At 72.0% G+C, this 14,870-nt stretch carries 14 protein-coding genes and 1 pseudogene; 7 read left to right on the top strand and 8 right to left on the bottom strand.

Annotation, left to right across the window (positions count from 1 at the left end):
• The first annotated feature begins 509 nt into the window (after positions 1–509).
• Both G3I19_RS26295 and ptsP read left to right on the top strand, forming a co-directional pair.
• Positions 510–959, top strand: coding sequence for a PTS glucose transporter subunit IIA (locus G3I19_RS26295; RefSeq protein ID WP_164266188.1), 450 nt, complete (start codon positions 510–512; stop codon positions 957–959).
• 105 nt (positions 960–1,064) lie between these two features.
• A complete protein-coding gene (gene ptsP, locus G3I19_RS26300; protein ID WP_164266189.1) occupies positions 1,065–2,735 on the top strand; it encodes a phosphoenolpyruvate--protein phosphotransferase in 1,671 nt (556 codons plus the stop codon).
• A gap of 123 nt (positions 2,736–2,858) precedes the next feature.
• Here the strand turns inward: ptsP and G3I19_RS26305 are convergent, their stop codons facing one another.
• Positions 2,859–3,743 carry a hypothetical protein gene (locus G3I19_RS26305; RefSeq protein ID WP_164266190.1) on the bottom strand — a complete coding sequence of 295 codons (885 nt, stop codon included), beginning with the start codon at positions 3,741–3,743 and terminating at the stop codon, positions 2,859–2,861.
• Between the two features lie 133 nt (positions 3,744–3,876).
• Entirely contained in the window at positions 3,877–5,850 is a 1,974-nt protein-coding gene (locus G3I19_RS26310; protein WP_164266191.1) for an acetoacetate--CoA ligase, read from the bottom strand.
• A gap of 216 nt (positions 5,851–6,066) precedes the next feature.
• On the opposite strand from G3I19_RS26310, the gene G3I19_RS26315 reads away from it, so the two are divergent.
• The gene (locus tag G3I19_RS26315) at positions 6,067–8,421 is read left to right on the top strand and encodes a glycoside hydrolase family 31 protein (RefSeq protein ID WP_164266192.1); all 2,355 of its coding nucleotides are present in this window, start codon (positions 6,067–6,069) and stop codon (positions 8,419–8,421) included.
• Positions 8,422–8,580: 159 nt separating this feature from the next.
• On the opposite strand, the gene G3I19_RS26320 is transcribed toward G3I19_RS26315, so the two are convergent.
• Both G3I19_RS26320 and G3I19_RS26325 read right to left on the bottom strand, forming a co-directional pair.
• A complete protein-coding gene (locus G3I19_RS26320; RefSeq protein ID WP_164266193.1) occupies positions 8,581–9,102 on the bottom strand; it encodes an NUDIX domain-containing protein in 522 nt (173 codons plus the stop codon).
• 45 nt (positions 9,103–9,147) lie between these two features.
• Entirely contained in the window at positions 9,148–9,939 is a 792-nt protein-coding gene (locus G3I19_RS26325) for an SDR family oxidoreductase (protein ID WP_164266194.1), read from the bottom strand.
• A 159-nt stretch (positions 9,940–10,098) separates the two neighbouring features.
• Between G3I19_RS26325 and G3I19_RS26330 the strand changes: the two genes are divergently transcribed.
• From G3I19_RS26330 to G3I19_RS26345, 4 genes are all read left to right on the top strand, one after another.
• On the top strand, positions 10,099–10,911 hold the full coding sequence (locus G3I19_RS26330; protein WP_164266195.1) for a M15 family metallopeptidase: 813 nt from the start codon (positions 10,099–10,101) through the stop codon (positions 10,909–10,911).
• Between the two features lie 83 nt (positions 10,912–10,994).
• Complete coding sequence (locus G3I19_RS26335; RefSeq protein ID WP_164266196.1) at positions 10,995–11,342, top strand: DUF962 domain-containing protein; 348 nt, start codon at positions 10,995–10,997, stop codon at positions 11,340–11,342.
• A 72-nt stretch (positions 11,343–11,414) separates the two neighbouring features.
• Entirely contained in the window at positions 11,415–11,855 is a 441-nt protein-coding gene (locus tag G3I19_RS26340) for a zinc ribbon domain-containing protein (protein WP_164266201.1), read from the top strand.
• Positions 11,852–13,042, top strand: coding sequence for a lipid-transfer protein (locus G3I19_RS26345; RefSeq protein WP_164266197.1), 1,191 nt, complete (start codon positions 11,852–11,854; stop codon positions 13,040–13,042). Before G3I19_RS26340 ends, G3I19_RS26345 begins: the two co-directional genes overlap by 4 nt.
• Before the next feature lie 104 nt (positions 13,043–13,146).
• Here G3I19_RS26345 and G3I19_RS26350 read toward each other — a convergent pair whose 3' ends face one another.
• The 4 genes and pseudogenes from G3I19_RS26350 to G3I19_RS26365 form a co-directional block, all read right to left on the bottom strand.
• Positions 13,147–13,752: an ATP/GTP-binding protein gene (locus G3I19_RS26350; RefSeq protein WP_164266198.1), complete on the bottom strand. Its 606-nt coding sequence runs from the start codon at positions 13,750–13,752 to the stop codon at positions 13,147–13,149.
• Positions 13,733–14,131, bottom strand: a complete 399-nt coding sequence (locus tag G3I19_RS26355) for a DUF742 domain-containing protein (RefSeq protein WP_164266199.1) — start codon at positions 14,129–14,131, stop codon at positions 13,733–13,735. Before G3I19_RS26355 ends, G3I19_RS26350 begins: the two co-directional genes overlap by 20 nt.
• 10 nt (positions 14,132–14,141) lie before the next feature.
• Positions 14,142–14,579 carry a roadblock/LC7 domain-containing protein gene (locus G3I19_RS26360; RefSeq protein WP_164266200.1) on the bottom strand — a complete coding sequence of 146 codons (438 nt, stop codon included), beginning with the start codon at positions 14,577–14,579 and terminating at the stop codon, positions 14,142–14,144.
• A pseudogene (locus tag G3I19_RS26365) lies at positions 14,576–14,870 on the bottom strand (histidine kinase); the annotation flags it as partial. The gene G3I19_RS26360 and the pseudogene G3I19_RS26365, both read right to left, overlap by 4 nt.

Consider the following 14,870-nt stretch of genomic DNA (forward strand, 5'->3'; position numbering starts at 1 on the left):
AACCCACCAAAAAGTGGGCCGGGGTATCAACATATCTGGCGTTGACTTTTGGCACGCTGTTGAGTTCTCAAGGAACGGACGCTTCCTTTGTACTCACCCTCTCGGGCTTTCCTCCGGGCTTTTCCCTCCGGTCTTGCGTTTCCGACTCTATCAGACTCTTTCGCGTCCGATTCCCGGCCGGCGGGCCGCTTTCCAGTTCCACGCTTTCGCGTTTCCCTTTCCGGCGATTCCGACTCTATCAGTCCTTTTCCCTCACTCCGACCACTATTTCTGCGGGCATGCCGAAATAGAATGCGGTTGAGTTTCCTGGGCTGTTCGAGAGGCTACCGGCCCCCGACTTGACGTCGCGACGGGGCCAGGCAGGAGTACGACAGTACAGCTCGGCCGGAGGCGAGGCAAATCGCTTGCGCCGTCCTCGGCGGTCTGTCAACCCCCCGCTCCTGCGCGGAACCGGGACTTATTATGACTTACTCTTCTGAAACAGTACGCCGCCCTCTGAGAGGCCCCACATGACCAGCGTGACATCCCCGCTCGCCGGACGCGCGATTGGACTGGCCGCGGTGCCGGACCCCGTCTTCTCCGGCGCGATGGTGGGCCCCGGCACTGCCATCGACCCCGTACGCGAGCCGTCGGACGCGGTGGCTCCCGTCGACGGCATCGTGGTCTCCCTGCATCCGCACGCTTTCGTCGTCGTCGACGGAGAGGGGCACGGCGTGCTGACCCACCTCGGCATCGACACCGTTCAGCTCAACGGCGAAGGTTTCGAACTGCTCGTCAACAAGGGGGACACGGTGCAGCGCGGACAGGCCATGGTGCGCTGGGACCCGGCCGGTGTCGAAGCCTCCGGCAAGTCCCCCATCTGCCCGGTCGTCGCCCTGGAGGCCACTGCGGACTCCCTCGCTGACGTCGCCGAGAGCGGCGATGTCACGGCCGGCGGATCGCTCTTCAACTGGCAGTGACACGGGTCGCTCCGCAACCGGCAGCGACATCGGCGCCGTACACAGCGGTGCATCGGTCAACCACCCCGGCGCCCGAGTGCGCCGCGACAGACGGAGACGGGTGACATGCAGACAACGCTGCGAGGCGTCGGCGTGAGCCACGGTGTGGCCATCGGCGAGGTCAGGCATATGGGTACGACCGTTCTCGAACCGCCTGCCAAGCAGATCCCGGCCGAGGACGCGGAGCGCGAGCAGGGCCGCGCACGGCAGGCCGTGGAAGCCGTGGCCGCCGACCTCATCGCCCGGGGCAATCTGGCCGGCGGCGAGGCGCAGCAGGTGCTTGAGGCGCAGGCCATGATGGCCCAGGACCCGGAGCTCATCGCCGATGTCGACCGGCGTATCACTGTGGGCAGTTCCGCCGAGCGCGGGATCTACGACGCGTTCGCCTCGTACCGGGCGCTGCTGGCGGGCGCGGGCGAGTATCTGGCGGGCCGGGTCGCCGACCTGGACGATGTGCGGAACCGTATCGTCGCGCGGCTGCTGGGTGTTCCGATGCCGGGGGTGCCCGACAGCGACGAGCCGTACGTACTGATCGCGCGGGATCTCGCTCCCGCCGACACCGCGCTGCTCGACCCCACGCTTGTCCTCGGGTTCGTGACCGAGGAGGGCGGGCCCACCAGCCACAGCGCGATCCTGGCGCGGGCGCTCGGTGTGCCGGCTGTGGTGGCCCTGCCGGGTGCGGGTGAGCTGGCCGAGGGCACGGTGGTGGCTGTCGACGGGAGCACCGGGGAGATCTTCGTCCGGCCGAGTGCGGAGAAGCGCGCCGAGTTGGTGGACGCGGCCGCCGCCCGCAAGGCCGCGTTGTCGGCGGCGACGGGGCCCGGGGCCACATCGGACGGCCACAAGGTGCCGCTGCTGGCCAATATCGGCGGGCCCGACGATGTTCCCGCCGCGCTGGAGGCGGGCGCCGAGGGCGTGGGGCTCTTCCGTACCGAGTTCCTGTTTCTGGACGACTCCGCGAAGGCTCCGTCGGAGGCGAAGCAGGTCGAGGCGTACCGGACGGTGCTGGAGGCGTTCCCGGAGAGTCGTGTCGTCGTACGGGTGCTGGACGCCGGGGCCGACAAGCCGCTGGACTTCCTGACCCCGGCCGATGAGCCGAACCCGGCGCTCGGTGTGCGGGGGCTGCGTTCGCTCCTCGACCACCCCGATGTGCTGCGGGCCCAGCTGACCGCGCTGGCCACGGCGGCTGCGGGCCTGCCGGTGTATCTGGAGGTCATGGCCCCGATGGTGGCGGACCGGTCCGATGCCAGGGCGTTCGCCGACGCCTGCCGGGAGGCGGGGCTGCACGCGAAGTTCGGCGCGATGGTGGAGATCCCGTCAGCCGCGCTCCGGGCGCGCTCCGTCCTCCGCGAGGTCGAGTTCCTCTCGCTCGGCACCAACGACCTGGCGCAGTACACCTTCGCGGCGGACCGGCAGGTCGGTGCGGTGTCACGGCTGCAGGATCCGTGGCAGCCCGCGCTGCTCGACCTGGTGGCGATGGCCGCCGAGGCCGCGAAGGCCGAGGCCAAGAGCTGTGGGGTGTGTGGGGAGGCCGCCGCCGATCCGACGCTCGCCTGTGTGCTGACCGGTCTCGGGGTGACCAGCCTTTCCATGGGCGCGGCCGCCATTCCGTATGTCCGCTCGACGCTGGCGCAGCACACGCTCGCCCAGTGCGAGCGTGCGGCAGCCGCGGCGCGTGCCGCTGACTCGGCGGACGAGGCGCGGCTGGCCGCGCAGGCGGTGCTGTCCGGCGAGTAGCCGCCGGTCCCGGCCCCTCCCCCATGCCATGCCGTTCCGGCGCATGTGGTGCCCGAGGGGCTTCCTGCCGTATCCGGCCGGGAGCCCCTCGGTCGTCGGTGGTCAGTGGTTCGTGGTCAGTGGTCAGTGGTGGAGATCGTCGTCCGGGATCGCGTACCCCGCGCAGTAGTCGACGCCCGGCTCCGGTGGTACCGGATCGCCGGTGGCGGCGTCGGTGCAGTAGGCGCTGAACACCTCGCCCGCGGTCAGCGGCAGCGGCCGTCCGCGCTGGAGGCGCCAGCCGCGGACCCGGTCGTCCTGGTCCGGCACCGTCGTACGGATGACGATCCCGCCCGGGCTCTCCAGGGCCATACCGGCGGCGAGCACGGTCACGAAGGCCGCGCCCTCCATACGGTCGAGCCTGATGCCCGGGTCTTCGCCGTTCTCGGCGTGCAGGACGGCCAGGAGTGTTTCGTCCTCGGTGGGAATGCTGCAGACGAGATGGTGGACTCCGGCCCCCGCGCCGTCCAGCAGACTCTCCAGCACCCGGGATGCCCGGTCGAAGGACGCCGCACCGATGTCCTGCCCGCAGTCGGTGCACTCGCCCGCCTCGGCCAGCGCCATCGTCGCGTACTCCAGGGTGGCCCGGCATACCGCCGCGTTGATGAGGAGCGGGACCAGCCGGTCGATGGGCTGGCCGGTGTACGGGACGGTCGCCCCGTCGGCGGCGATGCCGGCGGTGAAACGCGTCCGGCTGTCCGCGGAGTCCGGGTCGAGCCCGGTTGCTGTGCAGAACTCCGCGTACTCCTCCGGGTCGAAGAGGGCGACCGTCGTGTGCACCTCCTCGGCGGTGAGGGCCCGCAGCAGGCCCTCGACCTGCTGGAGATAGGCGGTGTGGTCGTCGAAGGTGAAGGTGCGGTAGCGCCGCATCACCGCGAAGTCCTGCGCGTCGGCCAGCAGGCCGACGGTGCTCGGTGCTTCGCGGCGCAGTGCGTGCCGCATGGATCCGGTCCGGTGTGTCTGCGCCATGACTCCCCCTGAGCGCGATCGATCAGTGCTCACTCACCGTAACCGCGGGCACTGACAATGCCGTTCGGGGATGAACGGGAGCGCCGGAGTGCGTGGAGCGCCGGGCACCGGGCACCGGAAGTGCGTGCCCCCTTCAGCCGCGGTCGCGGGCCAGTTTCTCGTAGAAGTGCAGCAGTTCGACGTTGTCGACCGAGCCGGGGTTGACCGCGCGGTCGAGTGCGGCGCCCTGGAGCAGCCGCTTGACCGGGACTTCGATGCGCTTGCCGGTGAGGGTGTGCGGGATTCCGGGGACTTCGATGATGTCGTCGGGGACGTGGCGCGGTGAGAGCTGCTCGCGGAGGGTCTGCTTGATGCGCCCGCGCAGGGCGTCGTCGAGCGCGGTGCCGGGCGCGAGGTGGACGAAGAGCGGCATCCAGTAGCCCCCGTCGGGCTCCTCGATGCCGATGACCAGTGACTCACGGATCTCGGGGAGCCGCTCGACCGCTTCGTAGATGTCGGCTGATCCCATCCGGACGCCCTGCCGGTTGAGGGTGGAGTCCGAGCGTCCGTGGATGATCACGGATCCGTGGCCGGTGATCGTGATCCAGTCACCGTGCCGCCAGACCCCGGGGTACATATCGAAGTAACTGCCGGTGTAGCGGCTGCCGTCGGGGTCGTTCCAGAAGCGGACCGGCATCGACGGCATGGGGTTGGTGACGACGAGTTCGCCGACCTCGTCGATGAGCGGCCTGCCTTGGGGGTCCCATGCCTGGAGGTCGGTGCCGAGACAGGCGGCCTGGAGTTCGCCGATGTGCACGGGGAGGGTGGGGACGGCGCCCGCGAAGCAGCTGCAGACGTCCGTGCCGCCGCTGACGGAGGCGATCCAGAGGTCGTCGCCCGCTGCTTCGTGCAGCCAGCGGAACCCGTCGGGCGGGAGTGGGGAGCCGGTTGTGGCGACGCACTTGACGCGGGAGAGGTCGTGGTCGCGGGCCGGGTGGATGCCCGCCTTGCGGCAGGCCATGATGTAGGCGGCGGACGTGCCGAAGAGGGTGGTTCCGGTGCGTTCGGCGATGCGCCACTGTGCGTCGGTTCCCGGGTAGCCGGGGCTGCCGTCGTACAGGACGATCGTGGTTCCGGTGAGCAGTCCGGAGACGAGGAAGTTCCACATCATCCAGCCGGTGGACGTGTACCAGAAGAACCGGTCGTCCGGGCCGAGGTCGCAGTGCAGGCCGAGCTGTTTGAGGTGCTCGATCAGGATGCCGCCCTGGGACTGCACGATGGCCTTGGGGAGTCCGGTGGTCCCGGAGGAGTAGAGCACCCAGAGCGGGTGGTCGAAGGGGACCTGCTCGAAGACGGGTTCCGCGTCGCCGGATGTGACGGCCGACCAGTCGAGCGCGCCGTCCGGGGCGGTGGTGCCGAGCAGCGGGATGTGGATCACGGCGCGCAGGGTGGGCAGTTCGGCGCGGACCTCGGCGACGGTGTCGCGCCGGTCGTGGGTCCTGCCGCCGTAGCGGTAGCCGTCGACGGCGAACAGCACGACAGGTTCGACCTGCTGGAAACGGTCGAGGACGCCGCGGGCGCCGAAGTCGGGCGCACAGGAGGTCCAGACCGCGCCGACGGCCGCGGTGGCGAGCAGCGCGGTGACGGCCTGCGGGATGTTGGGCAGGTAGCCGCTGACGCGGTCGCCGGGGCGTACGCCCAGAGCGCGCAGTTCGGCCGCGACCGCGCCCACCTGGCGCCGGAGTTCGGACCAGCTGACGGGCTGCGGATCCTGGCTCTCGTCGACGTACAGCAGGGCGGGCTCCTGCGCGCGGGCCGGTTCGGTGGCGGTCCGCAGGGCGTGCTCGGCGTAGTTGACGGTGGCTCCGGGGAACCACTGGGCGCCCGGCATGGAGCGGTCGGCGATGACGCTTTCGTACGGGGTCGTGAACCGGATGTCGAACCAGTCGGCGACGGCCTGCCAGAAGGTGGCGAGTTCCTCGACCGACCAGCGGTGCAGGGCCGCGTAGCCGCCGTCGGCCGGTGCGCCGTACCGCTCGGCGGCCCACGCCTGGAAGCGGGTGATCGTGGCACCGTCGATCCGTTCCTGGCTGGGCTGCCAGAGGGGTGCGGCGTTCGATGAGTTCATGGGGCGGCTCCCGGGCTGTACGCGTGGTGTCGCGTGTGGGCGCGCACGTGCGAGGGGTGTGCGCGTGACACGGCTGGCAGCGACGATGCCATGTGATCGTCCTGCGCACCAGAGCGGGCCGTCCGGCGGTGGCGTGGTGAACATCCGGTCAAAGGCGAGGTGAACGACGGCTGAACGGGCCTCCCGCCCCCGGGCCGGGATGGCAGTGTGATCAGCATGGACGGTCGCGGCCTGGTTCGCTCGGTGAAGGCGTTCGGTTCGGCTCGGGGGCGGCTCGCCCTGCGTATCGCCCTGCGCAGACGGCGTACGGACGCGGCGGGGGCGGCTCAGCGCGGGCCGGAGCGGGCGCGGGTGCCCGGTGCGGTGACCGGTGTGGAGCACCGGCCGGGTGGCGGGGTCGTCCGGTTCACCAGGTCGGAGCTGCTGGTACGGGTCGCGGCGGGCGGTGCGGTCTTCTGGGGGTGGGACGGCGCGGAGCCGGCGCCCTCGTACGCGCTGGCGGACGGCTGCCCCGACGCGGATCCCCGGGCCGTGCTCGAACCGGACACGGACGGCGGCTGGCGGGTGGTCTCGGAACGGGTGACCGTCACGGTGTCCCGGCTGGGGGCGGTCGAGATCCTGACTCCGGGCGGGGTGCGGATCCGCCGTGAGCTGCCGCCCCGCTGGTGGGAGCCGGTGTCCGGCGGCGAGGCCCGCTGGGTGCAGCGGGCGGAGGTGCCGGCCGACGCGCGCTTCTTCGGTCTCGGCGGTCGGGCGTCGGGGCCCCGGCTGCGCGACGGCACGTACCAGCTGTGGAACACCGATCCGGGCTGTGGGTTCGGGCCGGGCGACGATCCGCTGTACATCACCATGCCGGTGCAGCTGGTGGTGGCCGACGCCGGGGCCCATCTGGTCTTCCACGACAACACCCGGGAGGGCCGGGTGGTGCTGGCCGAGGGCCGGGAGGGCGCGGGCTCCGGGCACGACAGGCCGGGATCGAGCGAGGTGTGGATGGGCGGCGGCCCGCTGCGCTGCTGGGTGGTGGCCGGCACTCCGGCGCGGGTCCTGCGGGGCTGGACCGCGCTGACCGGGCGGCCCGCGCTCCCGCCGTCCTGGGCGCTGGGACCGCAGCACGCCCGGTGGGGTTTCGGCAGTGCGCGTGAGGTCCGCAGGGTCGTGGCCGGTTACCGGGAGCACGGGCTGCCGTTGTCGGCGCTGCATCTGGACATCGACCACTACGACGGGCACCGGGTGTTCACCGTCGACGGCGAGCGGTTCCCCGGTCTGCCCGGCCTCGCGGAAGAGCTGCGGCGGGACGGCGTACGGCTGGTGTCGATCGTCGACCCGGCGGTGGAGGCCGCTCCGGGCAACCGGGTGTACGAGGAGGGGCTGGCCGCGGACGCCTTCGTCGGGGATGCGCGGGGCGGTGCCGCGCGCGGCGTCGTGTGGCCGGGCGAGTGCGTCTTCCCGGACTTCACGGCTCCGCATGTGCGTGAGTGGTGGGGCGGTCTGTACGCGGAGCGGCTCGCGCAGGGCTTCGCCGGTTTCTGGCACGACATGAATGAGCCGGCCTCCATGCTCCCGTTCGGGGATCCCACGCTGCCGCTGACGGCCCGGCACGATCTGGAGGGCCGCGGGGGCGACCACCGGGAGGCCCACAACGTCTACGGTCTGGCGATGGCGCGGGCCGGCTACGAGGGGCTGCGGGCGCTGCGCCCCGATGAGCGGCCGTTTCTGTTCTCGCGGTCGGGGTGGGCGGGGATGCAGCGCTACGGGGGTACCTGGTCGGGCGATGTGACGACGGGGTGGCCGGGGCTGCGGGCGTCGCTCTCGCTGGTGCTGGGTCTTGGGCTGTGCGGGGTGCCGTACTCGGGCCCCGATGTGGGCGGCTTCGACGGCAGCCCCTCCCCCGAGCTGTATCTGCGCTGGCTGCAGATGGCGTGTTTCCTGCCGCTGCTGCGCACACACTCGGCGATCGGTGCCGGGCGCAGGGAGCCGTGGGAGTTCGGTGCGGAGACCCTGGAGCACGCGCGGGCGGCGCTGCTTGAACGGGAGCGGCTGTACCCGTACTTCGTGACGCTGGCGCAGGTGTCCCGGCTGACCGGCGCCCCGTATGTGCGGCCGGTCTGGTGGGGCGCGCCGGACGACCGGGCCCTGCGGGACTGCGAGGACGCCTTCCTGCTCGGTGACGGTCTGCTGGTGGCGCCGGTCCTCGACCGCGGCGGCGTCCGGCGTGCGGTGCGGCTGCCGCGGGGGCGGTGGTACGACACGGCCACCGGCGCGGCGTACGAGGGTCCGGGGCAGGTGGTGGTGGACGCGCCGCTGTCGCGGGTGCCGGTACTGGCGCGGGCCGGTTCGGTGATTCCGGTACGGGGTGCCGGCGGCGGTACGGAGCTGGAGGTCTGGGCACCGGCCGCGGGGCACAAGGGGGGCGGGGTGGTCGTACGGGACGCCGGTGACGGGTGGCGGGAGCCGGAGGTCGAGCGCTACACCACGGCGCTGGAGGACGGCCGGGTCGTGGTCGGGCGGGTGGTGGCGGACGGTGTGGTGGAGCCGGGGTGCCCGGTGCGGGTGCGGGGGGCCGGGGCGTAGGGCGTGTCGCAGAGGCGCGTCGTCGCCCGCAGGGCGGCTGGGCGGCTGCCGCGGATCCGGGCGGACCGGATCACGGCGGTTCGGCCGGGGCGGGCGGCTCGGAACGGCCCCGGCAGTCGGGCGGAACCAGGCTGTTGGCCGGATTCAGCCGATGCTGATTCAGCTGTAGCGTCCGGCGAACCAGTTCCGGACGACCGCGGTGTGCAGGGGGAAGCAGAGGTCAGCGGCGGCCCGCAGGGTGTGCCGGCCCGCGGTCTCGTCGGTGGGCGCGGACGGCGGGAGCCCGGCCGCCGCATGCTCCGGGAGGAGGCCGAAGAGCAGCAGATGCCCGTCAGGCGAGCTGCGTGCGTCGACCAGCCGGACGTCCTGCTGGCGGGCGGTGATGCCGGTCTCCTCCCGCAGCTCGCGCACGACGGCGTGCTGCCACGTCTCGGCGCCGTCGACAAAGCCGCCGGGCAGCGCGATCCCGCCGGGCAGCGGGTCGTTGGTCCGGGTGATGACGGTGAGTCCGGTGCCCTGCGCGTCCCGGACGGGCAGCAGGGCCACGGCGACGGGCAGCGGGTTGCGGTAGGCCGTGGTCCCGCAGGACGGACAGGTGCGGGGCCACCCGGCGGTGGCGAACGCGGCGCCACAGCTCGAACAGTGGGAATCCCTGACAGGCTTGGCTGCGGGCTCGTTCATGACCGCGGACTGTAGCCGATCGTGCCGGTCCTCACCGGGCGCGGTCTAAGCCAGCCCACCGTTGCTCTTCAGCAATTGCCCATTGACCCACTGGCCTTGCGGCGAGCACAGGAAGTCCACGAGGTGCGCGGTGTCCTGCGGAGTGCCGAGGCGGCCGAGTGGTGTGTGGCCGACGCAGTTCTCCCGCGTCTCCTGGTTCATCCAGCCGGTGTCGACCGGCCCGGGGTTGATGACATTGGCGGTGACCCCGAGGTGGGCGAGTTCCCTGGTCGCTGCCAGAGTGATGCGGTCCAAGGCGCCCTTGCTGGCGCCGTAGGGGAGATTGCCGACGGTGTGATCGCTGGAGAGGCTGACGATCCGGCCGCTTCCGTGGGTTCCGCGAAAGCGCATCCCGTACTCGCGGATCAACAGCCAGGTGGCGCGTGCGTTGACGGCGAAGTGCCGGTCGAAGCTCTCCACGGTGGTGTCAAGGAGGCCGGAGTCGACCGACTCGCAATGGCACATCACCAGGGCGGTGATGGTGCCCAGTCGGCTTTCCGCCTCGGTGAAAATCCGGGCAGGGGCGCTCGGGTCGGCGAGGTCCGCTTCGATCGTCGCCGTGCTCGCGCCGCACTCGGCGAGGGCTTGCTCGATCGCGGCGGTCGCCCCTCGTTCAACGCCCCAGGCCATGCGCGCGTCGTACGGGGTCCAGCAGGTGAAGGCGATGTCCCAGCCGGAGCGTGCCAGTTGCCGGGCGATGCCGGCGCCGAGGCCCGCGGTCCGGCCCACACCGGTCAGCAGGGCGAGCGGACGGGGGGCGGCGGGGGAAGGCGCCTGGTTGGCACCGTCGGTATGCATGGGACGGGATCGTCCGATGCGGTCGCCGGCCCTGGCAACTGGTTTGTCCCGCGGATGCCTGCCGAATGCCTCATTCGGCGGAGGAAAGCACCGTCGTGGGCGCGGGCCGCGGGCGATTCGCTTCCCCTCCCGGCCGTTCACCTGATAGATGGAATGCCCATGACACGACGACCGACCTCCGCCGCACGGTCCCTGGCCGTGGCCGCAGCCGCCCTGCTCGCCCTCGTCTCCACCGCACCCGCCGCCTCCGCGCAGCAGGAGCCGAGGGCCCCACGGGACTTCGTCGCACTGCGCTCCGTGGACCCGACGATCATCCAGGAGATGCGGTACCCGTACGAGCACAACTTCACCGGCGCACCGGTCGACGGCTACGACCAGCCCCTGTGCATCCTCACCCGCCCCGCCGCCCAGGCCCTGCACCGGGCCCAGACGAAGCTGCTGCGCCGGGGTTACTCACTGAAGGTCTACGACTGCTACCGGCCGCAGCGCGCCGTCGACAGCTTCGTACGCTGGGCCGAGGATCCGGACGCCCTGGCGATGAAGGCGGAGTTCTATCCGCGGGTCGACAAGTCGCGGCTCTTCGCGGACGGTTACATCGCGGAGAAGTCCGGCCACAGCCGGGGCAGCACCATGGATCTCACGCTGGTCCGACTGCCGGCCCTGCCGACGCGTCCGTACCGCCCGGGTCAGCCACTGGCTCCCTGCTACGCGCCGAAGGCCCAGCGGTTCCCGGACAACTCCATCGACATGGGGACCGGGTTCGACTGCTTCGACACCCTCGCGCACACCGACGACCCGCGGATCAAGGGCGTGCAGCGCACCAACCGCGACATGCTGCGGTCCGCCCTCGGCGCCGTCGGCTTCGTCAACCTTCCCGAGGAGTGGTGGCACTTCACCTACCAGCCGGAGGTGTACCCCGACCGCTACTTCGACTTCCCGGTCGAGTGGCGCTCGGTGGCCGGACACCGCTGACGCCGGACGGGGGTCCGGTTCTCCCGCCGGACGGGCCGGCCCCCTTCTTCCCCGGGCCACCGCGGGGGGCCTACCGTCGCCCCATGACGCAGCCGATATGTGATTCGTACGAGGAGTTCTGGCCCTACTACGTGGCGATGCACTCCCGCGCGGCGACCCGGTGGGTGCACCTGACGGGCACGCTCACCGGGCTCGCGCTGAGCGCCTACGGGCTGGCGCGCGGCCGGAAACGCTATGCGGCCGCGCTGCCGCTCATCGGGTACGGGACCGCCTGGCCCGCGCACTTCCTCATCGAGGGGAACAACCCGGCCTCGTTCGGCCACCCGGTCTGGTCACTGCGCGGCGATGTACGGATGATCCGGACGATGCTGGCGGGCCGCGACCACGAACTGGCGGCGACCGCGGCGAAGTGGCTCGCGGAGAACGGCTGACCCGTGGCACACTTCTGACGTTCCGTCAGATCGTTGATGCCGGGAGGGGTTTTGACGCGCACGCGCACACCCGTGGTGGCCGGATGGTTCACGGCCGACGCCGAAGAGGACGACTTCCGGCTGCTGGGCACCCGCTGCTCGGCCTGTTCCGCCGTGTTCTTCCCCCGTGAGGACACCTTCTGCCGCAACCCGGCCTGCCCGGGCGGTGAGCTGGCCGAGGTGCCGCTCTCCAAGCGCGGCCGCGTCTGGTCGTACACCGACGGCCGGTACCGGCCGCCCGCGCCGTACGTCTCGGACCCCGGCGTGGACTGGGAGCCGTACATCCTGGTCGCCGTGGAGCTGGCGGCGGAGGGCATGGTCGTGCTCGGGCAGGCCGCGCCCGGTGTGGCACTCGCGGACCTGGCGGTGGGCGCCGAGGTGGAGGCCGTGCCCGGCGTGCTCAACGAGGACCAGGACACCACCTGGACCACCTGGCACTGGCGCCCGGCGCCGACCCCGGAGGCGCACTCATGACCGGCGACATAGCGGTCCTGGGGGCCGGGATGCACGCCTGGGGCAAGTGGGGGCGGAGCTTCGTCGAGTACGGCACGGCGGCGGCCCGTACCGCCCTCGCGGACGCGGGCGTCGACTGGCAGGACGTGCAGTCGGTGGTCGGCGCGGACACGGTGCGCAGCGGCTATCCCGGGTATGTCGCGGGCGCGACCTTCGCACGGGCGCTCGGCTGGCAGGGTGCCCGTGTCACCAGTGTGTACGCGGCCTGTGCCTCCGGGGCGCAGGCCATCGGCACGGCCAGGGCCCAGATCCTCGCCGGGATGGCGGACGTGGCGCTGGTGGTCGGCGCCGACTCCGCGCCGAAGGGTTTCTTCGCCCCTGCCGGCGGTGAACGGCCCGACGACCCCGACTGGCTGCGGTTCCGGGTGCTGGGCGCGACCAACCCGGCGTATTTCGCGCTGTACGCCCGCCGCCGGATGGCCGTGCACGGCGACACCCTGGAGGACTTCGCGCGGGTGAAGGTGAAGAACTCGGCGGCGGGCGCGCTCAACCCCAACGCCCGCTACCGCAAGCCCGTCACCGCCGACGCCGTGGCCGCGTCCCCGGTGGTCGCCGACCCGCTGCGGCTGCTCGACATCTGCGCGACGTCCGACGGCGCGGCCGCTCTGGTGCTCACCAGCATGGAGTTCGCGCGCCGGCACGGGGTGGCGCACCCGGTCCGTATCCGTGCGGTCTCCACCGTCACACCGACCTACCCGAGGACCGTGCTCGACCTGCCGGACATCGCCACCGACTCGTCCACCGCCGTGGCGGCCCCGGCGGAGTCCTTCCGCGCCTCCATCGCGCGTGCGGCGTACGAGGAGGCGGGGATCGGCCCCGAGGACATCTCGCTGGCCGAGGTCTACGACCTGTCGACCGCGCTGGAGCTGGAGTGGTACGAGGACATCGGGCTCTGCGCCCCTGGCGCGGGCGCGAAGCTGGTGCGGGAGGGCGCCACCGCGCTCGGCGGCCGCGTCCCGGTCAACACCAGCGGCGGGCTTGCCTCGTTCGGTGAGGCGGTACCCGCCCAGGCCATCGCGCAGGTCTGTGAGGTGACCTGGCAGCTGCGCGGCCGGGCCGGCGCGCGCCAGGTGCCGGGGGCGCGTGCCGCGATCACCGCCAACCAGGGGCTGTTCGGGCACGGGTCGTCGGTGATCGCCGTTCGCTGAGCGGGCGCGGAGCCGGGCCGGGGAGCGGAGCCGGGCTTCCGGGCTCGCCGGTTCCGGGTCGGTTCCAGGTCCACCGGTTGCCGGGGCCCACCGGGTCCGGCGCCTCAGGTGATGGCGTGCGCGCGGACTCCCGACGCCAGGGCCATGGCGTGCTCCACGACGGCCACCAGGACCTCCTTGACCGTCTCACGGTCCCGCGCGTCACACATCAGGACCGGCACCCCGGGGTCGAGGTCGAGCGCCGACCGCACGGTCTCCCCCGGGTAACGCGTCGCCCCGTCGAAGCAGTTGACGGCCACGGTGAAGGGGATGGAGCGCCGCTCGAAGTAGTCGACGGCCGCGAAGCAGTCCTCCAGGCGGCGGGTGTCGGCGAGGACGACCGCACCCAGCGCGCCCTGCGCCAGCTCGTCCCAGAGGAACCAGAAACGGTCCTGCCCCGGGGTTCCGAAGAGATAGAGGACGAGGTCCTCCTTGAGCGTGATGCGGCCGAAGTCCATGGCGACCGTGGTGGTGGTCTTCTGCTCCACACCGTCGGTGGAGTCCACGGGCCGGCCGGCCTCGCTCAGCGTCTCCTCGGTGCGTAACGGCCTGATCTCGCTGACCGCGCCGACCAGCGTGGTCTTGCCCACGCCGAAACCGCCCGCCACCAGGATCTTGAGGGTCACCGGCTCGACGAATTGCCGGCCGCGGCTAGAGCGCCCGAAGGCCATTGATTACCTCGCGAAGAATGCTGGCGTCCGGCAGTTCCGCCGGCGGTACGGGCTGGGTGACACGGACGAGTTCGTCGTCGACGAGGTCGCCGACCAGGACCCGCACCACGCCCACGGGCAGGTCGAAGTCGGCCGCGAGTTCGGCGATGGACTGCGGTGCGGTGCTGCACCGCTCGACGATGTCCACATGCTCGGGCGAGAGCGTCTGGTCCCGGCCCGGATCGTCGGCGGCGGGCTCGGGGATGACGAGCGCGATCAGATCGAGGCGGTGCCCGCCGTCGGCGCCGGTACGCCCGCGCGTCATGGCGTACGGCCGGACCACGGGGCCCGCGTCGTCGTCGAACCAGTGGTGCGCCGGTGGCCGGCCCACATCGCTCATGGCGTCGCCCTCACCCTCCCGCGGTGAGCCCGCTCCGCGGGGCCGTCGCGAGGTGAGCACCGACCCGCTTCACCATCAGTGTCATCTCGTACGCCACCAGGCCGACGTCGGAGTCCGCGTCGGACAGCACGGCGAGGCAGCTGCCGTCGCCCGCCGCCGTGATGAAGAGGAAGGCTTCGTCCAGCTCCACGACGGTCTGGCGCACCTTTCCCGCCTCGAAGTGGCGCCCCACACCCTTGGCGAGGCTGTGGAAGCCGGAGGCGACGGCTGCCAGGTGCTCGCCGTCCTCGCGGGTCAGATCCTTCGATGTGCCCGTTGCCAGGCCGTCTCCCGAGAGGACCAGGGCCTTGCGGATGCTGCCGACCCGGTCGACGAGTTCGTCGAGGAGCCAGTTGAGTTCGCCGGGGCCCCCTGCGGCGTGGTGTGCTGCTGTGTTCGGTACGGTCATCGACCGGTCCCCTCCGATGTGGTTCCTGGTGCTGCGTCGGCCGGTCCGGTGCCGACTGCGGCTGATTCTGCCGAGTCCTGTACGGAGTTGTCGCGGCGGCCCCGCTGCCAGCCGCGCTGGAGCGCCGCCATCCGGCTGCGCACCTCGTCCGCGTCGCGTTCGTCGTCGTCCACGGCGGCCGGTTCGTCGGGGGGTGCGGGCGCGCCCCTCAGCTGGGGGGCCAGATTCGCCTGGCGCACCCGGCGGGGCAGCCCGTCGGGGCCTGCCGCGGGAGAGCCGGCCCTGGGGGGC

It is taken from the genome of Streptomyces sp. SID10853, from assembly GCF_010548145.1.
Lineage (GTDB): Bacteria > Actinomycetota > Actinomycetes > Streptomycetales > Streptomycetaceae > Streptomyces.